Below are 25,324 nucleotides of genomic sequence, written 5' to 3' on the forward strand. Positions count from 1 at the left end.
TATAGCTGCTTTCGCTCGTCTTCTCTTGAATTCAAATTGAATTCATGTTGAAAATCAACGATAACAAGCGCAGGCAGCTCCTCAATTTGAAGAACACACATGGAACTGAAAATTGACGAAGGCCTGAAGGCCTATATCGACCCTCTGACCCCGGACGAGCACGAATCGCTGGAGCGCAGCATCCTTTCCGAAGGCTGCCGCGACTCCCTGGTGGTCTGGGGCGATCTGCTCATCGACGGCCACAACCGCTACGGCATCTGCCAGAAACACGGCCTGCCCTTCAACACCGTGCAGGCCACGCAGTTCAAGAACATGGACGACGTGCATCTGTGGATGATCGACCAGCATCTGGGCCGCCGCTCAGTCTCGGACTTCCAGCGCGGCGTGCTGGCGCTGCGCAAGCGCGAGATCATTGCCGAGCGACGCGCTGCAGCAGCCGCTGCCGTGAACGCCGCCAAGGCCGCCCAGCCGGCCAGCGAGGAAGCCCCATGGGAAGGCGAGACCGACCCCGTGGTGGCCCAGGCGCTGGCCAGCGTGGCCAAGGTGCCCGACGAAGCGCTGGACACACGTGAAGCCCTGGCACGCGCCGCCCGCCTGTCGGCCGGTCAGGTCAAGATGATCGAGACCATCCAGGAAAAGGCCGCGCCCGAAGTCGTGGCCGCGGTCAAGGCCGGCGAACTCTCGCTCAATGCCGCAGCCGTGGTCGCCACCCTGCCCGAGGAAGAGCAGCAAGCCGTGGCCGCCGAAGGCGCCGATGCCCTCAAGCAGGCAGCCAAGCGCGTGCGCGATGCCAAGAAAAAGCCCAAGGCCGCCAAGCCCGAAGCCGAAGAATCGGCAGAAGCCGCGCCAGCCGCCAGCCCCGAAGAGCTGCAGGCCCGCGTCACCGAGCTGGAAGCCGAGAACGAGCGCCTGCGCCTGCAGGTCAAGACCTTGCAGGACCTGTTGGCCGAACAGGGTTAAGCCGCAGCAGCTGCGATGGCCCCTGCCTGCCGCTCAGAACGCGTCGAAACCATGGGCGCGCAGGCTTTTGCGCATGAGCTGCACGATCCGGCGCTGGCGCTCGCGCGGCATGCGGTTTTCGGTGGCAGCCACGCTGATGCCTGCCAGCACATCGCCGCTGGCGGCCTGACCGAAAGCATGTCTTAGCTCCGACCAGGCGGTGCGACGGGGCCGAACCGCCCGTCAAGTCGGCGGCACGGCCCCGAGACCACCGGACACGGTTGATCAGGCCTCGGCCGTGAAGCCCACCTGCTTGACGATGGGCGCCCACTTGGCCAGGTCTTCCTTGATCAGCGCCGCCAGCTCGGCGGAAGAGGACGACATGGCCTCCAGGCCGAACACGGCCAGGCTGTCGACCACATCGGGACTGGCCAGGGCCTGACGCATCTGAGCGTTGAGCCGCTCCACCTGATCGGGCTTGGCCTTGGCCGGCAGGAAGAAGCCGAACCACTCGCTGTGGGCCATGTTCTTGTAGCCCTGCTCGGTATAGGTGGGCACCTTGGGCATGAAGCGGTTGCGCTTGGCGCCGCTCACGCCCAGCAGGCGCATCTTGCCGCTGGCCGCGTGCTGCATGGCATCGCCCACGGGGCAGCTCACCGCGGCGATGTTGCCGCCCATCATGTCCATGAGCGCGGGCTGCGAGCCGCGGTAGCCCACGTGCTTGAAGTCCACGCCCGCCTGCTGGCCCAGCAGGGCGCCGACGAAGTGCGGCGTGGAGCCCGCGGCGGGCGAACCGAAGCTGGCACCGTCGGGATGGGTCTTGACCCAGGCAAAGAACTCGGGCACGGTGGTCACGCTGGCCGGCACCATGGGGCCGACGGCAAAGCCGAAGTCGAAGATGCAGCCCACGGTCACAGGCGTGAGATCGGCCACGGGGTCGTAGCCCAGCTTCTTGTAGATGTGCGGGTAGATGGTGAGCATGGAGGTGGGCGTCTGCAGCATCACCGAGCCATCGGCCGGGCGACCCTTGACGTAGTTGATGGCGATCTGCCCGCCCGCGCCCGTGCGGTTCTCCACCACCACGGCCTTGGCATAGGCGGCGAGCTTGGTGCCCACGCGGCGGCAGATGGCGTCCGAGGTGCCACCGGCCGCGAAGCCGGTGATGATGTTCAGATTCTCTAGCGGCGCCTGGGCCAGTGCCGGCAGGCCAAGGCCCGAAAGCAGCGCTCCCGCGCTGCCCGCACCTGCGGCCTGCAGCCACTCACGGCGGTTGAAGTTCATATTGGTCTCCTTGGTGTTTTGAGTCGTCGTTAATTCTGTCTTTCAGGCCCTGGAGTCGCTTCACCCTCCCGGGTCGCTGTCTTTGCCTCTGTGCGCATCACTTGCTGTCGCGCAGCCAGGTCACCGCCCCCGAATGCGTGACCGCGCCCTGGTGGGCGGGGCGCACGGTCAGCGCGTATTTCTCCAGCAGCCCGCCCAGGGGGCGCTGCTGCGCGCGGCTGGCCCTGGCGGCTTCCAGCCGCGCGGCAATGACGGCGGGCTCCAGCTCCACCGTGATGCTGCGCGCGCCGGCCCGCGCATCGATGGCGATGATGTCGCCGTCTTGCAGTGCGGCAATCGGCCCACCGTCAGCGGCCTCCGGCCCCGCGTAGCCTATGCACAGGCCGCGCGTGGCGCCCGAGAAGCGCCCGTCGGTGAGCAGTGCCACCTTGTCGCCCATGCCCTGACCGTAGAGCAAGGCTGTGATGCCCAGCATCTCGCGCATGCCGGGGCTGCCCTTGGGGCCTTCGTTGCGTATCACCAGCACATCGCCGCTCTCGTAGGCCATGGCCTGCACGGCGTCCTGCGCCTGTTCCTCGGAGTCGAAGACGCGGGCCGGACCGCGGTGCACCAGGGTCTTGAGCCCTGCGGTCTTGAGCAGGGCACCGTCAGGGCACAGATTGCCCTTGAGCACCGTGAGCCCGCCATCCGCCGAGATCGGGTTGCCGGCCTTGCGCACCACTTCGCCGTCGGGCTCGGCCGCATCGGCCACTTCCTCGGCCAGCGTGCGGCCCGTGAAGGTCAATGCATCGCCATGCAGCAGGCCCTGCTCCAGCAGGGTGCGCAGGATGACGGCCGCACCGCCGATGTAGTAGACATCGCGCGCCAGGAAGCGGCCGCCGGGCTTGAGGTCTGCGATCAGCGGCGTGCGCGCGAAGATCTCGGCCACGTCGTCGAGGTGAAAGCGTATGCCGGCCTCGTGCGCGATCGCCGGCAGGTGCAGGGCCGCATTCGTGGAGCCACCCGTGGCGCAGACCACGGCGCAGGCATTTTCCAGGGCCTTGCGCGTGACGATGTCGCGCGGCAGCACGGCCTCGCCCCTGGCGCTGGCCCAGACCATTTCCATGAGCTGGCGGCCCGCGCGGCGCATCAGCGGCGCACGTTCGCTGAACACGGCCGGCACCATGCTGGAGCCTATAGGCGCCAGGCCCAGGGCCTCGCTGACCATACCCATGGTGTTGGCCGTGAACTGCCCGGCGCAGGCCCCGGCCGAGGGTAGGCAGGAGCGTGTGACGGTGTCCAGCTCCTGCATGGTGGAGGTACCGGCCAGCACCTTGCCTATGGTCTCGTAGGTGTCGACCACGTTGAGGTCGCGCCCCGAGACGCTGCCTGGCATCTGCCCGGGCAGGGCCGAGCCGCCATGCACGAAGACGCTGGGCACATTGCAGCGCACCATGGCCATCATCAGACCCGGCAGGTTCTTGTCGCAAGCGCCCACGGCAAAGATGCCGTCCCACTGGTGGCCGCGCACCGAGGCCTCCACGCTGTCGGCGATCAGCTCGCGTGAGATCAGCGAAAAGCGCATGCCCGAATGCGCCATGGTCAGGCCGTCGCTGACCGAGACCACGGGGCACTCGTGCGGCATTCCGCCGCCCGCGTAGATGCCGGTCTTGGCATGCTGGGCCTGGTCGCGGAGATTCATATTGCAGGGGCTCATCTCCCCGCCCGTATGGAACACACCCACATGCGGGCGTGCAATCTCCTCATCGTCCTGGCCCAGCGCATGCAGAAAGCTGCGCGCGCTGGCGCGCAAGGTGCCGCGGTGCACGATGGCCGAGCGCAGGCCCGGGGCGGAGGATGGCACAGAGGAGTCGGAGGGTTCAGCGTGGCCGCTGACGGCGGCCTGGGAATCGGTAGAGCGGGAATCGTTCATGGGGCGCGAAGCGGAAGCGGGATGAAGTCCAGCGGCTGCAGGAATGTGCCGGAACTTCGCCGCATGCTTATGAACAATAACGGTCAGCCCCAGTCCTGAACATTGGCGTTTCACCTTGCCGCCGCCCGCCTTGCCACAAGAAAAAGCCCGCTGACGCAGCATTGCGCAAGAGACATCTGCCGAACGTCCACGGACCGCTGACTCCACTGCGGCCAGGCATGTCAGGCCGGCAGCTGCCTGCCCCAACTGCCCAGTCTGCAGGAGCTGCTGCCCGAGCAGGGTCAAGCCCTTCTCCTGCCAACGCCCACACGCAGCGGCCTCGACCGCCGAGATTGCCGAACAGGGAGGCTGTTTTTTTGTGTCTCAACATAACCACATACAGCCAAATGACAGCCATTCTCATTAATATCTGCGCCTGCCAATAAACGCCACATAGTCCCCTCCGGCCCCGACTGAAGACAAGAGATGCCGCCAGCGCAAGGCTGGGGCAGCGCGCTGTTCATGCCAGCCAGGTGCTGTGTGCACTCCCCTACAACACCCATGGCTAACCTCCATCTTTCCGACTCCCCCGCTTTTCGCCTGAGCAGCGCCGCCGCTGCCGTTGCCGCAGCCCTTGGCGTGCTCGCCAGCCCCGTTCATGCACAGACGGCCAGCGCCGCCGCTGCCGAAGCCGCCCTGGACTCGGTCACCGTCACCGGCAACTGGCTGGATGGCGACATGTCCAACGCCGAGAAGGTGCTGGAGCATCCAGGCGCCCGCACCATCGTCGAGCGCGAGCGCATTCAGGAAAGCGGCGCGGCCACCTTGCGCGAAGCGCTGCGCCTGGTGCCCGGTGTGCAGGTTCAGGACAGCAACGGCACGGGCGGCAGCGATATCTCCCTGAACCTGAGCGTGCGCGGTCTGACCGCACGCCTGTCGCCACGCTCCTATGTGCTGCAGGACGGCGTGCCCGTTTCCTACGCTCCTTACGGTCAGCCCCAGCTGTCGCTGGCGCCCGTGGCGCTGGGCAATCTGGACTCCATCGACGTGGTGCGCGGTGCAGGCTCGGTGCGCTACGGCCCGCAGAACGTGGGTGGCATCATCAACTTCACGACGCGTGCCATTCCAAAGACCTTTGCGGCCGAAGCCTCCATCGGCACCGAGATCTACAGCCACGGCGGCAACGTGAAGACCACGCCCAGCTTCTTTGTGGGCGGCACCAACGAGTCGGGCCTGGGCCTGGCCGTGCTGTATTCGGGCACGCACGGCAAGGGCTGGCGCAGCAACAACGACAAGACCGACATCGACGACCTGCTGGTCAAGGGCAGCTACAAGCTCAGCAACAACAGCAGCATTTCCGCTTCGCTGCACCATTTCGAGGGCCAGGGCCAAATGCCCGGCGGCCTGACCACGGCCCAGTACGCAGCCGACCCGTTCCAGAGCACGCGCAACTATGACCAGTTCACGGGCCGTCGCACCGACGGCTCGCTCAAGTACAGCTACAAGGACGGTCGCAACAACTTCGAAGTGCTCAGCTACTACGTGGACTCCTTCCGCGGCAGCTATATCGAACGCGACGCCACTGGTGCCAATGCCGGCAAGCGCAGCCTCACGGCCGCACCGCGCGACTACAGCTACTACGGCGTGGAGCCGCGCTACTCGCGCATTTTCGAGACCGGCTCCGTGGTGCAGGAAGTCAGCGTTGGCTATCGCTACCTGAAGGAAAAGAGCTCAGAAACGGCGCTGGCCACTTCGGGCTTCTATGTGCCCGGCCAGGTCGATGCCATGGCCCTGCCGCTGAACACCACCCAGACCAGCCAGGGCGGCACCACGGCCAATGCCTTCTATATCGACAACCGCATCGATGTGGGCAACTGGACCATCACGCCCGGCGTGCGCTACGAGCGCATCCGCTCCTTCAACAATGTGGTGGACTACAAGGGCGCGACCGCAGCGGCCATCTACCCGACGGCGGCCGCCAACGAATGGCTGCCCACGCTGTCGGTGCTCTACCGCGTCGACAGCCACTGGTCGGTGTTCGCCAATGCCGGCAAGTCCTTCGGGCCTCAGCAGTACGCACAGCTGGCCCAGTCGTCCAACAACCAGCTCTATCCCGAATCGGCCAAGACCTATGAGCTGGGCACGCACTACAAGAGCGACACCTGGAATGGCGAGCTGACGCTGTTCAATATCGACTTCAACAAGGAGCTGTTCCTGGACCGCCCGGGCGACGGCACCGGCAACGGCATCTGGACCGATCTGGGTGCCACGCGCCACCGTGGTCTGGAATCGGCGCTGCGCTATGACTTCGGCAAGAACTACCCGGCACTCAAGGGCCTGTCGCTGGGCATGAGCTATACCTTCACCCAGGCCACCAGCCAGGCCGGTCCCTTCGCAGGCCGCGACCTGCCGCTTTATTCGCGCCACACGGCCGGCCTGTCGGCACGTTATGCGATGGAGCGCTGGACCTTCAATGCCGATCTGAACGCCCAGTCCAAGCAACGCTCGCCCGGCACGCCCGGCACCAGCGCCAAGCCCAATCCCTACATCACGCAGGAAGACGCCAATGGCAATCTGGGCGATATCCCGGGCTTTGCCATCCTGGGCCTGCGCACCAGCTACCAGGCCGGCAAGGAGCTGAACAATCTGCGCCTGACCGTTGGCATGAAGAACGTGTTTGACCGCCGCTACTTCACCCGCTCCACCGACAACAACGGCGGTGGCAAATACGTGGGCATGCCACGCACCCTGTACGTTCAGGCCACCCTGCCGTTCTAAGCGGCGGCCCCGCGAGCCCACCTCGCGGGGCATCACACCATCACGCGCAATGACTTCGCTCCGTTCTCTGTGGCTGCGGCTGCATCGCTGGTTTGCCCTGGGCCTGGGCTGGATTCTGATTCTGGCCGGGCTCACCGGCACCCTGCTCATCATCGGCCAGCCGCTGGACCGCATGGCACACCCCGAGCTATTCCAGGCCCGCACGGCGCATGCGCAGCAGGCCGCAGCACTGACGCCGATACTGGCAAGAGCCCATGAGGAGTTCGGCAGCAAAGCCACTCTGCGCTTCCGGCTGCCTCAGGAGACACAGGACAGCCTGTGGCTGCGCGTTCAGGCTGCGGACTGGCGCGGCACCATTTACCTGGACCCCGTCACCGGAGCGGAGCAGGGCCGCCGCGGCGAGACCGAGGGCTTTGTCAACACGCTGTTCAAGCTGCACAGCACCTTGCTGCTGGACGCCAACGGCAAGGCCATACTGGCCTGGACCACCCTGGCCTACCTGCTGCTGCTGCTGACGGGCGTCATTCTCTGGTGGCCCAAGCGCTGGCCGGGCAACTGGCGCATAGAACTCAATAAAAGCCTGGTGCGCGCCCTGTTCGACATGCACCGCATCGGCGGCGTGATCATGGGCCTGCTGATAGCGGTGTCGGTCGTCACCGGTGCCTATATGGCATGGCGGCCGCTGGGCGACTGGCTCAATGTGCTCAGCAGCAGCACGGCAATCAAGCCACCCAAGCTGCCCGCACTGACTACGGAAACATCTGCCAAACCGCTGCCAGCCGATGTGGATGCCATGCTGGCCTCGGCCCGCGCGGCCATGCCCGATGCCCAGGCCAGCTTCGTGCAGCTGCCGCCCAATGCCAAGCAGGCAGTACGCATCCGCTTTCGCGCCCCCGGTGAACCGCACCCCAACGGCATCAGCTCGGTATGGCTGGACCCGCGCAATGGTGCCGTGCTGGACGTCAGGCGCTGGAATGAACTCGACCCCGGCGCTGCGGCGGTGGCCATGGCCTATCCGCTGCACACGGGCGAGCTGGGTGGCGTACTGATGGAAATCCTGGCCGGCCTCAACGGCCTGGTGCTGGGTGGCTTGGGCATCAGCGGAATCTGGCTCTGGTGGCACCGCCGCAAGGCCAGAAAGCTTGCCGCCCAGAGAAAGCCCTGAGAGTGCGGGCCGGCGCCCGGCAGCCCGCGCCCGGCCCTTGCCCCATGTTCCAGGCTCGAAGCCCCTGTTAAGGGCCGGGTCTGCTTGCATCACAGCCTCTGCGGCCTCAGCATCTGGACTTCCACCGATGAGCAGACAAGGAGCTGAAGATGGCTATGAATCCCGTTGGCTGGTTCGAGATCTACGTGCAGGACATGTCGCGCGCCAGGAGCTTCTACGAAGCCGTGCTGGGCTGTCAGCTGCAAGCGCTGGCCATGCCGGAAGGCGGCGAGCACCCCGACATGGAGATGTGGGCCTTTCCAGGACAGCCGGATAACGCTGGTGCCACCGGAGCGCTGGTCCGCATGCCGGAATGCCCCTCTGGCGGCGGCGGCACGCTGGTCTATTTCGTCTGTGAAGACTGCGCCGAGCAGGCCGCCCGCGTCGCACGCAACGGCGGCAGCCTGCACCGCGACAAAGTCTCCATAGGCCCTTATGGCTTTATTGCCCTGGCCATCGATACCGAAGGCAATATGTTTGGCCTGCACTCGATGAAATAGGGCTCGCGCCAGCCCACGAAAAAGGCCTGCCTCCGAGGAGGACAGGCCTTTTTACCTGGCAAGCTGGCGCAATCAGGCCAGCAACTGCCTCAGCACATAGGGCAGGATGCCGCCATGGCGGTAGTAGTCCACCTCGATGGGGGTATCGATGCGCAGCTTCACGGTCACGGTTTTCTTGCTGCCATCGGGCCTGGTGATCACCAGCTGGGCATCGCTTTGCGGCGCCAGGTCGGCGGCCGGGATCACATCGATGAACTCCTCGCCCGTCAGACCCAGGGTTTGCCAGCTGTCATTGCCCTTGAACTGCAGCGGCAACACGCCCATGCCCACCAGATTGGAGCGGTGAATGCGCTCGAAGCTGCGCGCCACCACGGCCTTGATGCCCAGCAGTTGCGTGCCCTTGGCCGCCCAGTCGCGGCTGGAGCCCGTGCCGTATTCCTCGCCTGCCAGCACCACCGTGGCACGGCCCGCGGCCTGGTATTTCATGGCCGCGTCGTAAATGGCCATCTTCTCGGCCCGGCCATGGTCGTCGCGGAACAGGGTGACACCGCCCTCCTCGCGCGAGCCGTCGCCTGCGGCGGGGATCATCAGATTCTTGATACGCACATTGGCAAAAGTGCCGCGCATCATCACCTCGTGGTTGCCCCGGCGCGAGCCATAGCTGTTGAAGTCGGCCTTGTGCACGCCATGCTCGAGCAACCACTTGCCTGCCGGCGAAGACTCCTTGATGGAGCCTGCGGGCGAGATATGGTCGGTGGTGATGGAGTCACCGAACAAGGCCATGATGCGAGCACCGTGCACCGCACTGGAGTTAGAGCCTTTCTGACCTGAAGCGCTGCCCCCGTCTTCGGGTGGTGCTTTCAAATCCAGAGCGAAGTCGGCAAAGAACGGCGGCTCGGCGATATAGGTGCTCTCGGGCCAGGTATAGGTGGCGCCCGTCACACCCCGAATCTTTTCCCAGAGCTTGCCTGGCTCGCTGGCCACCTGCTCGTAATTGCTGCGGAAGGCCTTGCCGTTCATGGCGAACTTGAGCAGCTCCTGAATTTCCTCGCTGCTGGGCCAGATATCGCCCAGATACACATCCTTGCCGCCCTTGCCCTTGCCCACGGGCTCGGTCATCAGGTCCTTGCGCACCGTGCCGGCAATCGCGTAAGCCACCACCAGCGGAGGACTGGCCAGGAAGTTGGCCTTGATATTGGGGTGAATGCGGGCCTCGAAATTGCGGTTGCCCGAGAGCACGGCCGAGCAGACCAGATTGTTCTGCGTGATGACGGCATTGATCTCGGGGGTGAGATCACCGGCATTGCCGATGCAGGTGGTGCAGCCGTAGCCTGCCAGCGCAAAGCCCAGTTTTTCCAGATAAGGCAGCAAGCCCGCCTCGGTCAGATAGCGGGTGACCAGGCGAGAGCCCGGGGCCAGCGAGGTCTTGATATGCGGCTTGACCTTGAGGCCTGCCTGTACCGCCTTCTTGGCCAGCAGGCCCGCCGCCAGCATGACGCTGGGGTTGGAGGTATTGGTGCAGCTGGTGATGGCTGCAATCAGCACATCGCCGCTGCCGATATCGAAGCTCTTTTCCGGCGCTGCAACCGCATGGCTGGCATCAGCAGCAATCGCACTGGCCTCGACCTTGCCGGTCTCGGGTGTGTTGCTCACCATCTCGGCCTTGTTGCGCTCCGCACCGGCCGACAGGGGTTTGCTCTCGGGCTGCAAGGCCTCGGGACCATCGGGGCTCACCACATGGCGACGCGCCAGCTGATCGGCTGGGAGATTGAAGCCATTCTGGGCCACGGGAGCGCTGAACAGCTCGTCGAACTGCCCGGCCACATGGCCGATCTCGATGCGGTCCTGCGGGCGCTTGGGCCCGGCCAGACTCGGTGCCACCTTGCCCAGATCCAGCTTGACCACATGCGAGTAGTCGATTTCGCCGGCCTTGGGCACGCCAAACAGCTGCTGGGCCTTGAAGTAGGCTTCGAAGGCCTGAATCTCGCTCTTGGTACGTCCCGTTCCCTTGAAGTACTCGATGGTCTTTTCATCGACTGGGAAGAAGCCCATGGTCGCCCCATATTCAGGGGCCATATTGCCGATGGTGGCGCGATCCGGCAGCGACAGGCTGCGCGTTCCTTCGCCAAAGAACTCGACGAACTTCCCGACCACTTTTTCCTTGCGCAGCAGCTCCGTGACGGTGAGCACCAGATCGGTGGCCGTCACGCCTTCGCGCAACTGCCCGGTCAACTCGAAGCCCACAACATCAGGCGTGAGGAAGTACACGGGCTGGCCCAGCATGGCCGCCTCGGCCTCGATGCCGCCCACACCCCAGGCCACCACGCCTATGCCGTTGATCATGGTGGTATGGCTGTCGGTGCCGACCAGGGTGTCGGGGTAGTACACCGCCTCGCCCTTGCCGCTCCTGGCCTTGTGCACGCCGCGCGCCAGGTATTCCAGATTGACCTGGTGCACGATGCCGAAGCCCGGCGGCACGACACCGAAGGTGTCGAAGGCCTGCATGCCCCATTTCATGAACTGGTAGCGCTCCTGGTTGCGCTGGAACTCCAGCTTCATGTTCAAGTCCAGCGCCTTCTTGGTGCCGAAGTAGTCCACCATGATGGAGTGGTCCACAACCAAGTCCACGGGCACCAGCGGCTCGATGGACTTGGGCTTCTTGCCCAGCTTGGCAGCGGTGCTGCGCATCGCGGCCAGATCGGCCAGCAAGGGCACGCCGGTGAAGTCCTGCAGCACCACGCGCGCGACGACAAACGGAATCTCGTCGACCCGCTCGGCCTTGGGTTGCCAGCGCGCCAGCTGCGCCACATGCTCCTCGGTGATCTTGTTGCCGTCACAGTTGCGCAGCACCGATTCGAGCACGATACGAATCGAGACAGGCAGGCGCTTGATCTCCGGGAACTGCTTGGCCAGGGCCGGCAAGGAATAGAACTTGCCCTTCTTGCCCTCGGCCAGTTCAAAGGACTTCAGGGTTTTGGCAAAAGCATGCGACATCGTGAGACTCTCCATGGACAGAACACAGGGAAAACGCTTTTGCATTCCATTGTGCACACAATGCCCGTGAAAAGGGTGGGACAGGGCGCCGGCAACGCAAACCGGCTCACATGGGCGCAAGAAAAGAAAGCCCGCACGGGGCGGGCTGGAGTCGCGCCGAAGCAAGCTCAGGCGCCGGCGTCCGGCAGAAAATCCTCTCCTTCGCTCAAGGGCGCAAAGCGGTAGCTGGCCGGCGTGCGGCTGAGCTTGACCGGAGCGCCCAGCCCCTGGTATTGGCCCATCGTCACCACCATCTCGCGGTGTACGGTATGCGGGTGCTCAAGCGCCTGAGCTACATCGAGCACCGGTGCGGCAGGCACGCCGATGGCCATCAGTTCGTCGGCAAGCTTCACGCCATCTAAGGGCGCAAACGCCTGCTCGAGCAAGGGCTTGAGTTCGGCACGATGGACGGAGCGCTGGCCTGCGGTGGCAAAGCGCTCGTCCTGCGCCAGTCCCTCCTGCCCGACATGCTGGCACAGCAACCGGAACTGCCTGTCGTTGCCCACGGCCAGAAAGATGGGAGCACCGCCCGTGCTGAGCACGTCATAGGGATAGATATTGGGATGTGCATTGCCCGAACGCTGCGGCACCTTGCGCCCCATGAACCAGTTGGCCGCATGGGGGTGGAGCAGCGACAGCCCGGAGTCGTAGAGCGAAGCATCCACCAGTTGCCCCTGTCCGCTGCGCCCCCGCTCGTGCAGGGCCAGCAGCACGCCTATGGTGGCATTCAGCCCCGTCACCATGTCCACCACCGGCAGTCCCACGCGCAGCGGGTCGCCGTCGGCTTCGCCGTTGATGCTCATGATGCCGGCCATGGCCTGGATGGCGGCGTCGTAGCCGGGCAGGCTTCCCAGAGGGCCGTCGGCGCCGAAGCCCGTGACGCGGCACCAGATCAGATGCGGCAGCTCTTCGCGCATCTGCTCATAGCCTATGCCCCATTTCTCCATGGTGCCGACCTTGAAGTTCTCCACCACCACATCAGCCTCGGCCATTAAGGCGCGCACGCGCTGCTGGCCTTCGGGCGCGGACAGATCGAGAAACTGGAGGCGCTTGTTGCGGTTCAAGCCGAAGTAGTAGGAGGCCACGCCGTCGCTAAACGGAGGCCCCCAGGTGCGGGTGTCATCGCCCTGCGGCGGCTCCACCTTGAGCACATCGGCGCCATGGTCGCCCAGTATCTGGCCACAGAACGGCCCGCCGAGAATGCGTGACAGATCAAGCACCTTGACGCCCTGCAGGGCTCCGGCGCCAATCGTGGCTGGATTGTGCATGTTTCACTTTCCGACAGAATGCGGGCCCATGGCCTGCGTGTTGATCAAAGATTGCTCGTGGGCATGCACCGCCAGTCGCGGCAGCCCATGTCTCAGGCCAGAGGCTTTCGGCCCACGCTGCGCACCAGCGCGCTCAGGCGCTGATGGATGGCATGGAAGCTCTGGTCCGCCTCTACCTGCGAGGCAACAGGCTGGCGCAGGTGCTTGCCCTCCAGTTCCAGCTTGGCGCGGATTTCCGGATTCACCAGCGCCTGCCCTATGGCACTGCGCAGCGCGGCAACCCGGTCCGCGGAGGTGCCCCTCTTCACAAAATAGCCCGCACTGACGGTGTATTCAAAATCCGGGCTGAGGCGGCTTTGCGATATCAGCGGAACATGGGTCAGCTCCTTGGGCAATACCTTGGAAAAGCTGGTCAGAATCTTCAGCCGTCCCTGCTTGGCCATGCCTTCAAAGCTTGCCTGATAAGGCAGGATGGCGAAGTCCACCTGCCCTCCTGCCAGGTCCTGCAGGGCCGGCGCGCCGCCCTTGTAGGGCACATGCAAAAACGGCAGCCTCAGTCTGGCTGCAAGAGCATCGCCCATGAGGTTGTACATGGAGTCCACACCCACCGTGCCATAGGTCAGCGGGCCGTTCTTGCTGGCGCGTGCATATTCGATGAACTCGTCATAGCTGTTGACCGGCAACCCGCTCTTGACCATGAGCACTATGGGCGACTCCGTCGTGGGAGCGGCCAGCGTGAAGTCCCCCGGCTTGTAGCGCGCTGCCGTATTGAGCATGGGTGCCAGGAAGATCTCGTTGGCCGAACCATGGAAGAACATATAGCCGTCTGCAGGCGCGTTGAGCACCTTGGCTGCGGCAATCAGGCCCGTTCCGCCGCCCAGGTTCTCCACCACCACCTGCTGCCTGATGCTGCGGCCTATGGATTCGGCAAAGATGCGCGCCGCCACATCGCTGGCCCCGCCTGCGGGAAAAGGCACCATGAGAATCAGTGGCTTGGCAGGAAATCTTTCTGCAGCCCGGACCCAGCTCGAATCTGCCGCCAGGGCAGCCGTCTGCCACAGCGTGTGCCGCATAAAGCCGCGGCGGTTCCATGTGTTCATCTCTTCTCTCCCGTTCAAGGTGCGACCGCTCAGGCCAGATAGCTTTGCACCAAGTGCGCCCAGAAGGCCGCACCTATGGGCAGGGCCTTGTCGTTGAAGTCGTACAGCGGGTTGTGCACCATGCAGCCTCCGTCCTCCCCCACGCCATTGCCCAGCCGGATATAGGCGCCGGGGCGCTTTTGCAGCATGTAGGCAAAGTCTTCGCTACCCATGGTCGGCGTGCGCTCGCCCACCTTGTCCTCGCCCAGCAGGCGTATGGCCACCTGCCGCGCGTATTCGGTCTGGGCTGCGCAATTCACGAGCACTGGGTACTTGTGCACGTAGTCGATGTCGCAGCTGAGCTGATAGCTCTCGGCCTGGGCCTGCACAAAGGCCTTGATGCGCTTTTCCACCCAACTGCGCACGTCCGGGTGCAGGGCGCGCACGCCGATCTTGAGCACGGCGCTTTCAGGCACGATGTTGAAGACCTCGCCGGCCTGGATGGAGCCCACCGTGATCACGGCCGCCTGCTGGGCATCGATCTCGCGCGTGATGATGGACTGCAGCCCCAGCACGATGCTGGCCGCGCACTGCATGCTGTCTATGCCGTGGTGCGGCATGGCGCCATGGGCGCTGCGCCCGCGCAGCGTAACGGTCACGCGGTCGAACGAGGCCATGGCCGGTCCCTGGCTGATGGCCATCCGGCCCACGGGCAGACCCGGTGCGTTGTGAAGCGCATAGATCTCGTCGCAGGGAAACAGCTCGAACAGGCCCTCGTCCACCATGCGCATGGCGCCGCCTTCGTTCTCCTCGGCCGGCTGGAAGATCAGGTTCAGCGTACCGTTGAAATCAAGCTTCTCGGCAACGTACTTTGCCGCGCACAGCAGGATGGCTGTATGTCCGTCATGACCGCAGGCGTGCATTTTCCCGGGCAGGCGGCTGGCGTAGTCCAGGCCTGTTCTTTCATGGATAGGCAAGGCATCCATGTCCGCGCGTATGCCCAGCGACTTGCTTCCCGAGCCCTTTTTGAGCACGCCGACCACACCGGTGACACCCAGGCCGCGGTGCACCGTATAGCCCCAGCGAGCCAGGGATTCGGCCACCATATCGCTGGTACGCGTCTCTTCGAAGGCAAGTTCGGGATGCGCATGAATGCTGCGGCGGATCTCCACGAACTCGGCAGCAACGGACTGCAGTTGGGCGAGCAGAAGGGAAGTTGAAGATGTCATGGCTATGGATAGTTGAAATACCCCGACTCATGCCTTGCATGGGCTCTCGGGCAGTGGCAGGCAGTGCGAAACAGTGTCCTCCTCTCGGCCAAGGCGAGACGTTTCGAAAAGTTCTAACACGTCCACCCTTCGATGGCATGCCTGCGCTTGCGCCCAAGCGACAGCGCCATCAGTCAAGCTTCACGCCGGCCTTTTGCACCACCTCGCTCCATTTGTCGAGCTCGCTCTTCACGAAGCCAGCCAGATAGGCGGGCTGTGCATCCGCGCCGCGCTCCAGGCCCTGGGCCGCAAAGGCTTTCTTCACATTCTCGGAATCCAGCGCCTTGGCATAGGCCTGATTGAGCAGCTCAACCCGCTCCACCGGCATGCTCTTGGGGCCGACCACGCCGAAGAACACGCTCACGTCATAGCCTGCCAGACCCTGCTCGGCGATCGTGGGGATCTGGGGCATGGCACTGGAACGTTTGGCCGTGGCCACGCCAAGGGCCTTGACCTTGCCGGCCTTGATATAGGGCATGGCCGTGAGGATGTCGGTGAAACTCATGTCCACCTGACCGGCCAGCAGGTCGTTAAGCGCCGGCCCCGTGCCCCTGTAGGGCACATGCTGCAGCTGGGTGCCGGCCAGGCCGTTGAACAGCACACCCGCCAGATGGGATGAAGCGCCATTGCCCGAAGACGCGAAATTGAGCTTGCCGGGCTTGCTCTTTTCCAGCGCGATCAGTTCCTTGACGTTGCTGACACCCAAGTCCGGCCGAACCACCAGCACATTGGGCAGATAGCCCACGTAGATGATGGGCGTGAAGCTGGTGCGCGGGTCGTAGCTGATGGACTTGTACAGCGGCTTGTTGATGGCCAGCGGACCCGAAGTACCGAACATCAGCGTTTAGCCGTCAGGCTTGGCACGTGCCACGAAGTCCGCTCCGATATTGCCGCCGGCGCCAGCCTTGTTCTCCACGATCACGCTCTGGCCCAGCTCCTTGGTCAGCTCGGTCGCCAGAATGCGTGCCATGGCATCGGTAGGGCCGCCGGGCGGAAACGGCACGATGAACGTGATGGGGCGTGTCGGATATTTCTCCTGGGCAAGCGCGGGCAGTGCCGCCGACAGGGCGGCGGATGCCATCAGGCCCAGCGCTGCGCGTCTGGCTTTATGCATGTCTGTCTCCTTGGAAGGGTGTTGCCGATGAACCGGCAAAATCACTGCGGGGTGCCGCCGGCAACGGCCTTGAAGCGCTCCATGCGCGTCTTCTCGCGTGCGTAGGCGCTCCTCGCGTACTGCTCGAACTCTTGCGGGCTGCGGTAGTTCAGCGGCTGATTGAGTTGTTCGAGGATCTTGCGCCCCTGTGCCGACTCCAGCGCCGCCTTGAAGGCGTCATGAATGATGCGCAGCCGCGCTGGCGCCAGGCCGGCAGGGGCGGCAATGCCATAGGGCGACTCGATCACCGCGTCCACGCCCAGCTCTCTCAAAGTGGGCACTTGGGGGAACTGCGGAACACGGCTGGACGTGAACATTGCCAGGTAGCGCAATCGGCCCGACTGGATATGCTGGGAGGCTACGCCGGAGAGCACGCCCGCATCGATGTGGCCGCCCAACAGATCGCTGGCCTGCTCCGAATCTCCCTTGTAGGGCACGCGATTGAGCTGCAGGCCCGTGGACTGCACCAGCTCGCTCAGTACGATGCTGGGCGTTTGCACCGGACCGGCCGCACCGACGGAGATCTGGCCGGGACGCCTGCTCGCATCTTCGGCAAACTCCTTCCAGCTCTTCCACGGCGCTTCCCTACGCACAGCCAGCCCGAAGGTGTAGTCGGTCATGCCGATCACGTAGCTCAGCTTCAAGGGGTCGAAGCTCACCCGGTTCAGATACGGTTCGCGATAGACACTGGCAGGCAGCACCGCCAGGGTGTAGCCATCCGGCTGAGCCCGCGCCAGCTCCACCGCACCAAACGTGCCGTTGGCGCCTGGCTTGTTCTCTATGACCACCAGTTGCCCCAGCAGCTGCGAGGCTTGCTGTGCCACCACCCGCAAATGCGCGTCCGTCGGTCCGCCGGCACCATAGGGAACCACCAGGCGAATCGGCCGAACCGGATAGGAGTCACCCTGAGCCTGTGCGGCCGAATGGGCTGCCGCCAACAGCACTGCACCCGAGGCTGCGGCCAGCAGCCGTCGGCGCTCTCTTGCGTGATTGCGCATACTTGTCTCCTTGCAGAAATAATCCGAGAGCCGATAACACCTTTTTCACGAAGCGTTTCAGCCGTTTCTTCTACTTATTTCAAGGCCGCCGGCAATCACTCCAGCCACTGCGCCGGCACGGCAGCCGCATCGTCCAGCGGATCGCGCGGCAGCACACGGTGCAGCAGCACCAGTTGCGACAGGCGCAGGCGCTCGGCCGAGCCGGTCTGTGCGGCTTCCCAAGCCATGGCGATGGCCGTGGTGCAGTTGTAGAGAGCTGTGGCGGCCTGGCGGGCCAGCACTTCGCCACCGTCCTGAGCGGCCCTGTCGGCCAGGGTGCCGGCGCGGGTCAATGCATCTTCCAGCGCCTGGCGGTAACCGGGCACCAGGCTGGCATGATCGAGCAAGCCATGTAGATACTGCTGCAGCACAGGCAACGAACCTTCGCGCTTGATGGCGCGGATCACGTCCAGCGCCACGATATTGCTTGTACCTTCCCAGATGGAGCCCAGGTGGGCATCGCGCACCAGACGTGGATCGCTCCACTCCTCGATATAGCCACAACCGCCGCGCACTTCCATCGCATCACCAGTGACCTTGCGTGCATCGCGGCAGGCGCGGAACTTGATCAGCGGCGTCAGAATGCGCAGCAGCGCATAGGCATCCGGCTGGCCCGCGTCGGAGCGCATCAGCGTCTGCGCGGTCTGGAACACCATGGTGCGCGCCTGCTCGGCGGGCACGCGCAGCTTGTCGAGCTGGCGCTGCATCAGCGGCATCTGCTCCAGGCGCTTGCCAAAGGCAATGCGTTCATGGGCGATGAATTCGGCCTCGGCCACAGCACGGCGCATCATGCCGGCGGAACGCACACCGTTGGACAAGCGCGAGTTGTTGACCATGTCGGCCATCTGCACAAAGCCCCGGCCTTGCTGGCCCACGAGATAGGCCACGGCGCCGTCCATGCGGATCTCGCCGCTGGCCATGGACTTGGTGCCCAGCTTGTCCTTGAGACGGATGATGCGGTAACGGTTGGTGCTGCCATCGTCCAGGGAACGCGGCAGCAGAAACAGCGAGATGCCCTTCATGCCCGGCGCCCCGCCCTCCACACGAGCCAGCACCATGGCGAACTCGGCATCGGGGTTGGAACAGAACCACTTGTCGCCGGTGAGAAGCCATGAGCCGTCGGCCTGCGGGGCGGCCAGAGTCAGCGTGCCCGCGATGTCCGAGCCTGCGGCCTGCTCGGTCATGAACATCGCGCCCTGAGCCTGGTTCTCCCAATCCAGTGAGAGCAGCTGAGGCAAATACTTGTCCACCAGCTCGGGGGTACCGTACTTCTTGAGCGTGCGCGTCAGCGAATCGGTCATGGACAACGGGCAGCACAGACCGAACTCGGACTGCACGAACAGAAAGGTCAGTGCGTACTTGACGATGGGCGGCATCTTGCCGCTCCAGCCCAGCATGTCTTCCCGGTGAGAAATGGCTTGCAGGCCGAACTCTCCGTAAGCGATGCGCTCAAGCTCTTCATAGGCTGGATGCTTGATGATGCGCTGGCTGTCCTGGCCGGCGCGGCTGCGGTGCTCGAGCGTGGGCGGATTCCTGTCGGCCATGCCGGCCAGCTCGTCGATGCGCCCACCGGCCAACTCGCCCATGCGCTGCAGATAGGGCTGCAGATGGGCCAGCAGATCGGCTGGCAGATAAAGCGCCAGCAGCGACTGCAACTCAGGATCGGTGGCATAGAAATTGGCACCGTGGCGATCAGGCACGGGATGGGCAGCCTGGGCCACGGCATGCATCTGGCTCTTATCGTTGGCGGACATGAACGTCTCCTGCTGAATTCGAATATCCCCTGAGGAGCTGAGCACCCTCTCATTGGAAAGAGAACGACAACCTCGCTACAGGGCTTACCTTGCTTGCCGTCTCTGGGTTCGGCCATGACGAATTCAGGCGATATGTACCGCACACAAAGCCGGCAATTGAGGCAAGGACTGCCACGAATTTCAGCACCCTCATATATTCACGTCAAATATTATTAAAATCTTTCTCAATACTTTTTAAATATCAATAAATCATGGAACTGAGGTTGCTGCACTACTTCGTCACCCTCGCCGAAGAGCTTCATTTCAGCCGTGCGGCGCAGCGGCTGTCGATCTCCCAGCCCCCGCTGTCCGTGGCCATCAAGCAGCTGGAGCAGGAACTGCAGGCCCAGTTGTTCGAGCGCAGCAGCAAGGGCGTACGGCTGACTGCGGCCGGTGAACATTTGCTGGACAAGGCACGCCAGCTATTGGCTCTGAGTCAGCAGGCCGCACAGGAAACGCGCGACGTGGCCCAGGGCACGCGCGGCCATCTGCGCCTGGGCTTCGTGGGGTCGAGCCTGTACCGCGGCTTGCCACAGGCGCTGGAACGATTCCAGCACGACCACCCCCTGGTGCGCGTGGACATGCTTGAGGCCAACAGCGCAGAGCAAATCCTGGACCTGCAGCAAATGCGGCTGGACATGGCCCTGGTCCACTCCATACAGCCGCCCGAAGGAATTGCCAGCCGGCTGCTGATGGAAGAGCCTTTCGTGGTCTGCCTGCCCGACCGCCACCCGCTGCAGGCCAGCGCCGCCATCGATCTGGCCGAACTCAAAAACGACCGTCTGATCCTGTTCTCCAGCCTGGTCTCGCCTACCTATCACCAGCGCATCTACGAGATGTGCCTGGCCCATGGCTTTGCACCCGAAGTACGCCACGAGGTACGGCACTGGCTGTCGGTGATCTCGCTGGTTTCGCTGGGTCAGGGCGTGGCACTGGTACCCCAGGCGCTGACACGCGTGGGCATGCCGCGCCTGGTGTTCCGCCCGCTCAAAGGCTCGCAGCCATCATCAGAGATGCTGGCCATGTGGCGGCGTACACCGGCCAATCCGCTGGTGCAGGCATTGCTGGCCTGCCTGCAGCAGGCCGTGACGGAACTATGAGGCCAAGTCAGGACTGATCATCGCTGACCGGCAGGCCTGCCCGGATCTGCTTCAACGCTTCACCGCCGAATTCTTCGAAATAGCATTGGCTGCTCACAAGGAACGCTTATTTGCATGGAAATAAGGGGCCAGGACGATTTACACAACTCCGGGCAATTCATCCTGCCACTTGGCTAGTGAATGGGAAGCCGGTCACACGCTTGGCTCGGGGGGGAGCGTAGGTACGGACCTTGGAAGTGCTCAGGCCCAGGCGCACGAGCGACTCGGCAATGGTCACGGCCGCGGCTACTCCATCGACCACTGGTACACCGGTCAGTTCACGGATCCTGGCATCCAGTTCAGCCATGCCTCCACAGCCGAGGCAAATGACTTCCGCATGGTCTTCGCTGACGGCAAGGCTGGCTTGACGAACAATCGCTTCGACCGCGCGCTCGGGTTGAGTTTCCAACTCCAGCACAGCCATGCCGCTGGCGCGAACCGATGCACAGCGCTCGTCCAGGCCGGCAAGCTTGAGTCGATCCTCGATCAATGGGACAGCTCGATCCAGCGTCGTGACCACCGAGTATTTGTGGCCCAGGAACATGGCCGCGGTGGCCGCTGCCTCGGTGATGTCCACCACGGGAACGTCCAGCAACTCCTGCAGGCCCTCGCGGCCATGTTCACCGTAGCCGGCTTGAATGACTGCATCAAAGGGTTGTCCATAGCTCATCACGGCGTCCATGACGCCGACCGCAGCAAGATAGCTCTCAAAATTCCCCTCGACCGATTCGGCACCAAAGCGCGGGGTCAGCGCGACTATCTCTGTTCCAGGCGCAGCAACCTTCCGAGCTTGCATGCCAATGGCATGGGTCATCGACTCAGTGGTGTTCACGTTCACGATCAAAATGCGCATGATTTTCAACTTTCCTTCTCAGTGTTTGGCGGAGGCTACGGAAATGGCTTCGCCATCCTGGTCTTCGTAGGTGAGACCTTTCGGTGCAACCATCCAATAGAACAAGGCACCCAGTCCGGCTGCGATGAACCAGGAGAACTGGGACAGCGATTGCAGCGTCGGCAGGAATGCAAAGAGCAGCGAGATCAGGGATGAAGGAATCAGGGCCTGAATTGCCTTCGGATTGATGCCATTGCGGTAGTGATAGGGGCCTGCAGGGTCGTGTGTATAGAGCGCCGGAACGTTCACGCGCTGTTTGCGGATCAGCCAGTAGTCAGCCATCACGATGCCGAACAGCGGTCCCAGAAATGAACCCAGCCCTCCCAGGAAGTAGACGATGACCAGCGGAGAGTTGTAGAGATTCCAGGGCAGGATCACGAAACCGAGAACCGCACTGACAAGAGCTGCCCGGCGGAAGTTCAGATGCCTGGGCATGAGGTTGGCCAACGCCAGGGCAGGAGCCACGAAATTGGCCATCAGGTTCACGGCGATGGTCAAAATCAGCAGCGAAAGACTGGCCAACATCAACAGCGGCTTATTGGGAATGTTCTGGACGATGTCGGTCGGGCTTTGAATCAGCGTGCCGTCGATGGCAAGCTGGCCGCCTGTCAGGATGACCACGATCAAGCCGAAGATCAGCATATTGATCGGAATGCCCCAGAAATTGCCTTTCACCACGGCGCTGCTTGAGGTGGCTGCACGTGTGAAATCACAGAAGTTCAGCACGAAGGTGCCGTAGATCGCCACCCATAGCGAAGCAGCGCCCAGGATCTGCAGCCACATGGCTCCGCCACTGCTTTCAAAAGGAGCGGACCAGTGCAGAGTCCACTTGGCGCTGTAGAAGATCCATCCTGCCAGGGCAATGAAAGTCAACAGAATTACAGGCCCGGCAAAGGCCTCGTACTTTCGGATGCTCTCCATGCCCCAGCAGGCAATGAGAACCTGCACAACCCACAGGATGGAAAAGCTGATCCAGCCCAGCAATGGCAGGCCCAGCACGACTTGCTCTTTCAGCGACTGCAAGCCGGGGAACAGCGTGATCAGCATCACGTCGAGGACCATCGATGCCAGGTAGGTTTGAATGCCGAACCAGGCAATGGCGACTCCGCCGCGGATCAATGCTGGGATCTGCGCACCGCGTGTACCAAAGCTGATGCGGCTCATCACAGGAAAGGGAATCCCTGTACGGGTCCCCATAAAGCCCGAGAGGGACAGCAGCACGAACAGAAATGCCGCCCCCAGCAGAAGCGCCATCAGAATCTGGTGTCCTCCCAGCCCAAGCGTGAAAAGACCGATGGCAAACGCGTAGTTGCCGAGGCTGTGTACATCGTTGGCCCAAAGAGTGAACAGGCTGTAGCTCCCCCAGGTACGCCCCTCTTTCGAGGTAGGTGCCAGATCGTGGTTGTACAGCGCCGGAGAAACTCCGGCCGGCAAGCCTTTATCTCGCTTTGGGCTGGTGGTGTTGGCCCCCGAGGTTAGTGACTCACCATGGGTGTCCAGTACTAGGTTGTTCATATGCCGCCTTCCATCAGGGTGCTCCATGGAGCCCCTTTGCCATGACCTCATTTCGGCTGAGCGGGTCATGCTTGTCTACCGTTATTAGCGGCTACGGGCGACGCAGGCCTGCAGCCATGTTTTCGCTGCTGAAGAGCTGTGATGCTTATGAAGCGAATCAAATCTGCCTCATGTCCACTGCTTCAGCAAGCTTGTCCAGAAATGCTTTGAACACATCACTGACATGCATGCAATGTATACAAGACATGCATTCAATATGCTAGTAGGAACCCTGGTTCTATCGGCCAGAGATATTGGTTCGATGGAGTCCTCAGATGGGAGGACAAACGGTCAGTAGCAGGCGCAGCAAGCCCTGGCGTGCATTTCTGCCCTGGGCGAGGTGCTGAAACCTACACTTTGATCATGGCTGTTTTGCGTAGATACCCATCTATGAACCTCTCCACGATCCGCGCTGAGCAAAGCCAGGTTGCTGTGCGTATCAAGGGGCTATAGAAAGTACTCTCGAAGTCACACACCGGAATGAGTACCAGTAGTCACTGGTCAGTTGTTGCAAAGCCGGCATTCAGCCCGCGTCCATCGCAGCAATATTGCTCGCCAACGAGCAATCGGCGCTGATGCTCCCATGGCTTTGAGATCAGTTGCGATGCCGGGCAGGACAGTGACAGCTGCATTCACCAAGGGCGGCAGCAGTTGAAATAGATGGATAGTCCATTCGGTGGGCAATGCGGAGACCAGCGCTTTGTTGCGATCGGTGGCATTGGCAATTCTTGCTGGAAGACCATTCCACGATGCGATGGCTATCCATGTGGTTTCATGGCCCTGATTGAAACCGTTCCGGCGTCTATCCGCAACGCGAGCCATTCCAAGTCCTGGTCGAGGAACCGGCGTAGCGCCGGTGCCATGATCACCATGGACCGAGGCGGCTCCTTGATGAATGCTGCCGGGCACGATCAGCGAACGCGTAAGTCATCACCGGCACAGATGGCGAGCTCAATCGCCCCCTGTTAGGGACAAGCGCTTCAAGCCTCAATATTGGCTCGCCGCAAAGTGTTGGGAGCTCGAGATCGGCAAAGCGGCCGAGCGGCTCGACCAGGCTGGATCCCGCCAAGGACTCCCATCGACTTTGAAACGCCTATTTGGCTGAAGACGAATCTTCAGGAGCCAGAATGGAGCGGAGTCGGTTGCGTGCTCCGCGACGACCGATCAGGCTTTCATCAAGGCGCGATGCCAATGCATCGATGTGAGCAATCATTAATTGTTCAGCCCGCAGATTGTCTCCAGCCGCCAGCGCCTCAACAATGGCGGCGTGATCGTCATTGAAGACTCTGGCCTCGGTCTTCGATTGGTATAGATCTGAAATCAGAGTTGTTCGTGCCGAGAGATCGACCATCATAGAAGTCAGGAACCGATTGCCGAGACACTCTGCCAGGCAAATATGAAAGTCGGCCAGCAGCCAGCTGCGGGCTTCTGCGTCCCCACAGGCAATGGCTTTGCGCTCTTCGGCGATGTGCTTGCGCAGGCGTTTCAGTGTTGCCTGCAAGGGTTGACCAGCATCACGCAGCATGCCCGGCTCAACGACGCGCCTCGCTGCATAGGTTTCCTGAGCTTCCTCAAACGAAGGCTCTGCAACATACCAGCCAACCCTGGAGCGGACTTCCACAAATCCCCGGGTCTGAAGGTGCATCAAGGCCTCGCGGACCAGGGTGCGGCTGACCTGAAACAAGTCCGCAATGTCTTGTTCACCCAGTTTCTCTCCCGGACGAAGCTTGGCTGTCAGGATCGACTCTATGAGACGCTCGGCGATCTTGGTTTTGGTGATGACTGGAGTACTCATTAAATTGATTTTATGCGACCGAGCTATTACGAAGTTGAGGATAGGAAGAGTCAATAAATTCGACCATGCCCGCAATGGCAGGTGATAAATATTGCGCTCCAGAGAACATGTGATGGAGCTGACTGAAGGAGGAGCGTAAGTTAAATATGCCTAGTGGGCTATTCGTCTTTCTTCTCCTGCGGTTGCCTCAAGAAACGTCCGGCACACCTTAAGGGAGAACACCTAGCTTTTCCTCAATCAATGTTGTATACAAGTGTTGAGTTCAAGATTTATGATGAAGCAATGGAAACCTCACTCACCTGGTCCATTGCAGAAAGTCTGACCAAAGCAATTGTTGAACATCGACTGATGCCCGGTACCAAGTTGTCGGAACAGAAGCTGGCCAATCATTTTGGTGTTTCCCGCACTCTGGTTCGCCAGGCTTTGTTTCATGCATCACAGAACCGGCTGATCAAGCTCGAGCCCACGCGCGGTGCCTTTGTGGCCACGCCCTCGGTTGAAGAAGCGCGCCAGGTCTTTGCCGTGCGTCGCATGCTCGAAGCCGAAATGGTGCGCAATTTTGCCGCGCAGCAGACACCCTCCAGCTTGTTGGAGCTCAAAGCGCATGTGGCTGCCGAAAGGAAGGCCATGGAAGCCAATGACGTGGGCCAGCGCACCGAGCTGCTGGGCGACTTCCACGTGCGCATGGCCGAGCTCATGGGCAACGAGGTGCTGGCTCAG

18 protein-coding genes and 1 pseudogene are annotated in these 25,324 nt (G+C 62.6%); 6 read left to right on the forward strand and 13 right to left on the reverse strand.

What is annotated here, in order from left to right:
* The first annotated feature begins 99 nt into the window (after positions 1-99).
* Positions 100-960 (forward strand): plasmid replication/partition related protein, encoded by an 861-nt coding sequence (locus AAIL66_RS17180; protein WP_034359442.1) that lies wholly within the window; start codon positions 100-102, stop codon positions 958-960.
* Positions 961-1,224: 264 nt separating this feature from the next.
* Here the strand turns inward: AAIL66_RS17180 and AAIL66_RS17185 are convergent, their stop codons facing one another.
* Both AAIL66_RS17185 and ilvD read right to left on the reverse strand, forming a co-directional pair.
* A complete protein-coding gene (locus tag AAIL66_RS17185; RefSeq protein ID WP_034359444.1) occupies positions 1,225-2,220 on the reverse strand; it encodes a Bug family tripartite tricarboxylate transporter substrate binding protein in 996 nt (331 codons plus the stop codon).
* 97 nt (positions 2,221-2,317) lie between these two features.
* Positions 2,318-4,132 (reverse strand): dihydroxy-acid dehydratase, encoded by a 1,815-nt coding sequence (ilvD, locus tag AAIL66_RS17190; protein WP_034359447.1) that lies wholly within the window; start codon positions 4,130-4,132, stop codon positions 2,318-2,320.
* A 540-nt stretch (positions 4,133-4,672) separates the two neighbouring features.
* Between ilvD and AAIL66_RS17195 the strand changes: the two genes are divergently transcribed.
* From AAIL66_RS17195 to AAIL66_RS17205, 3 genes are all read left to right on the forward strand, one after another.
* A complete protein-coding gene (locus AAIL66_RS17195; protein WP_343497294.1) occupies positions 4,673-6,889 on the forward strand; it encodes a TonB-dependent siderophore receptor in 2,217 nt (738 codons plus the stop codon).
* A 49-nt stretch (positions 6,890-6,938) separates the two neighbouring features.
* The gene (locus AAIL66_RS17200) at positions 6,939-8,054 is read left to right on the forward strand and encodes a PepSY-associated TM helix domain-containing protein (protein WP_343497295.1); all 1,116 of its coding nucleotides are present in this window, start codon (positions 6,939-6,941) and stop codon (positions 8,052-8,054) included.
* Between the two features lie 149 nt (positions 8,055-8,203).
* Positions 8,204-8,593, forward strand: a complete 390-nt coding sequence (locus AAIL66_RS17205) for a VOC family protein (RefSeq protein WP_012839226.1) — start codon at positions 8,204-8,206, stop codon at positions 8,591-8,593.
* Positions 8,594-8,665: 72 nt separating this feature from the next.
* On the opposite strand, the gene AAIL66_RS17210 is transcribed toward AAIL66_RS17205, so the two are convergent.
* From AAIL66_RS17210 to AAIL66_RS17240, 7 genes and pseudogenes are all read right to left on the reverse strand, one after another.
* Entirely contained in the window at positions 8,666-11,587 is a 2,922-nt protein-coding gene (locus tag AAIL66_RS17210) for an aconitate hydratase (protein WP_343497296.1), read from the reverse strand.
* Between the two features lie 167 nt (positions 11,588-11,754).
* Entirely contained in the window at positions 11,755-12,894 is a 1,140-nt protein-coding gene (locus AAIL66_RS17215) for a CoA transferase (RefSeq protein WP_343497297.1), read from the reverse strand.
* A 92-nt stretch (positions 12,895-12,986) separates the two neighbouring features.
* Positions 12,987-13,994: a tripartite tricarboxylate transporter substrate binding protein gene (locus AAIL66_RS17220; RefSeq protein ID WP_343497298.1), complete on the reverse strand. Its 1,008-nt coding sequence runs from the start codon at positions 13,992-13,994 to the stop codon at positions 12,987-12,989.
* 29 nt (positions 13,995-14,023) lie between these two features.
* Positions 14,024-15,202, reverse strand: a complete 1,179-nt coding sequence (locus AAIL66_RS17225; protein WP_343497299.1) for a M20 aminoacylase family protein — start codon at positions 15,200-15,202, stop codon at positions 14,024-14,026.
* Positions 15,203-15,371: 169 nt separating this feature from the next.
* Positions 15,372-16,355: pseudogene (locus tag AAIL66_RS17230) on the reverse strand (tripartite tricarboxylate transporter substrate binding protein).
* A gap of 41 nt (positions 16,356-16,396) precedes the next feature.
* Positions 16,397-17,392 (reverse strand): tripartite tricarboxylate transporter substrate binding protein, encoded by a 996-nt coding sequence (locus tag AAIL66_RS17235; RefSeq protein WP_343497300.1) that lies wholly within the window; start codon positions 17,390-17,392, stop codon positions 16,397-16,399.
* Positions 17,393-17,487: 95 nt separating this feature from the next.
* Positions 17,488-19,185: an acyl-CoA dehydrogenase family protein gene (locus AAIL66_RS17240; RefSeq protein ID WP_343497301.1), complete on the reverse strand. Its 1,698-nt coding sequence runs from the start codon at positions 19,183-19,185 to the stop codon at positions 17,488-17,490.
* A gap of 251 nt (positions 19,186-19,436) precedes the next feature.
* On the opposite strand from AAIL66_RS17240, the gene AAIL66_RS17245 reads away from it, so the two are divergent.
* Complete coding sequence (locus tag AAIL66_RS17245) at positions 19,437-20,324, forward strand: LysR family transcriptional regulator (RefSeq protein ID WP_343497302.1); 888 nt, start codon at positions 19,437-19,439, stop codon at positions 20,322-20,324.
* A gap of 157 nt (positions 20,325-20,481) precedes the next feature.
* Here the strand turns inward: AAIL66_RS17245 and AAIL66_RS17250 are convergent, their stop codons facing one another.
* The 4 genes from AAIL66_RS17250 to AAIL66_RS17265 form a co-directional block, all read right to left on the reverse strand.
* Positions 20,482-21,216, reverse strand: coding sequence for an aspartate/glutamate racemase family protein (locus tag AAIL66_RS17250; protein WP_003063973.1), 735 nt, complete (start codon positions 21,214-21,216; stop codon positions 20,482-20,484).
* A gap of 18 nt (positions 21,217-21,234) precedes the next feature.
* Positions 21,235-22,770: an NCS1 family nucleobase:cation symporter-1 gene (locus AAIL66_RS17255; protein ID WP_034359469.1), complete on the reverse strand. Its 1,536-nt coding sequence runs from the start codon at positions 22,768-22,770 to the stop codon at positions 21,235-21,237.
* Between the two features lie 540 nt (positions 22,771-23,310).
* On the reverse strand, positions 23,311-23,631 hold the full coding sequence (locus AAIL66_RS17260; protein WP_157838027.1) for a hypothetical protein: 321 nt from the start codon (positions 23,629-23,631) through the stop codon (positions 23,311-23,313).
* 271 nt (positions 23,632-23,902) lie between these two features.
* Entirely contained in the window at positions 23,903-24,604 is a 702-nt protein-coding gene (locus AAIL66_RS17265) for a GntR family transcriptional regulator (protein WP_003063980.1), read from the reverse strand.
* 282 nt (positions 24,605-24,886) lie between these two features.
* Between AAIL66_RS17265 and AAIL66_RS17270 the strand changes: the two genes are divergently transcribed.
* Positions 24,887-25,324 (forward strand): GntR family transcriptional regulator (locus AAIL66_RS17270; RefSeq protein ID WP_343497306.1); only part of this gene is annotated, 438 nt, incomplete at its 3' end.

The organism is Comamonas sp. F1-6 (assembly GCF_039581415.1).
GTDB lineage: Bacteria > Pseudomonadota > Gammaproteobacteria > Burkholderiales > Burkholderiaceae_C > Comamonas > Comamonas thiooxydans.

Coding starts and splice junctions, on each gene's coding strand:
- AAIL66_RS17235 (WP_343497300.1), bottom strand. CDS start 17,392: ATGCGCAATCACGCAAGAGAGCGCCGACGGCTGCTGGCCGCAGCCTCG.
- AAIL66_RS17180 (WP_034359442.1), top strand. CDS start 100: ATGGAACTGAAAATTGACGAAGGCCTGAAGGCCTATATCGACCCTCTG.
- AAIL66_RS17225 (WP_343497299.1), bottom strand. CDS start 15,202: ATGACATCTTCAACTTCCCTTCTGCTCGCCCAACTGCAGTCCGTTGCT.
- AAIL66_RS17255 (WP_034359469.1), bottom strand. CDS start 22,770: ATGAACAACCTAGTACTGGACACCCATGGTGAGTCACTAACCTCGGGG.
- AAIL66_RS17215 (WP_343497297.1), bottom strand. CDS start 12,894: ATGCACAATCCAGCCACGATTGGCGCCGGAGCCCTGCAGGGCGTCAAG.
- ilvD (WP_034359447.1), bottom strand. CDS start 4,132: ATGAACGATTCCCGCTCTACCGATTCCCAGGCCGCCGTCAGCGGCCAC.
- AAIL66_RS17210 (WP_343497296.1), bottom strand. CDS start 11,587: ATGTCGCATGCTTTTGCCAAAACCCTGAAGTCCTTTGAACTGGCCGAG.
- AAIL66_RS17185 (WP_034359444.1), bottom strand. CDS start 2,220: ATGAACTTCAACCGCCGTGAGTGGCTGCAGGCCGCAGGTGCGGGCAGC.
- AAIL66_RS17200 (WP_343497295.1), top strand. CDS start 6,939: ATGACTTCGCTCCGTTCTCTGTGGCTGCGGCTGCATCGCTGGTTTGCC.
- AAIL66_RS17260 (WP_157838027.1), bottom strand. CDS start 23,631: ATGGCTCGCGTTGCGGATAGACGCCGGAACGGTTTCAATCAGGGCCAT.
- AAIL66_RS17250 (WP_003063973.1), bottom strand. CDS start 21,216: ATGCGCATTTTGATCGTGAACGTGAACACCACTGAGTCGATGACCCAT.
- AAIL66_RS17245 (WP_343497302.1), top strand. CDS start 19,437: ATGGAACTGAGGTTGCTGCACTACTTCGTCACCCTCGCCGAAGAGCTT.
- AAIL66_RS17265 (WP_003063980.1), bottom strand. CDS start 24,604: ATGAGTACTCCAGTCATCACCAAAACCAAGATCGCCGAGCGTCTCATA.
- AAIL66_RS17240 (WP_343497301.1), bottom strand. CDS start 19,185: ATGTCCGCCAACGATAAGAGCCAGATGCATGCCGTGGCCCAGGCTGCC.
- AAIL66_RS17205 (WP_012839226.1), top strand. CDS start 8,204: ATGGCTATGAATCCCGTTGGCTGGTTCGAGATCTACGTGCAGGACATG.
- AAIL66_RS17220 (WP_343497298.1), bottom strand. CDS start 13,994: ATGAACACATGGAACCGCCGCGGCTTTATGCGGCACACGCTGTGGCAG.
- AAIL66_RS17195 (WP_343497294.1), top strand. CDS start 4,673: ATGGCTAACCTCCATCTTTCCGACTCCCCCGCTTTTCGCCTGAGCAGC.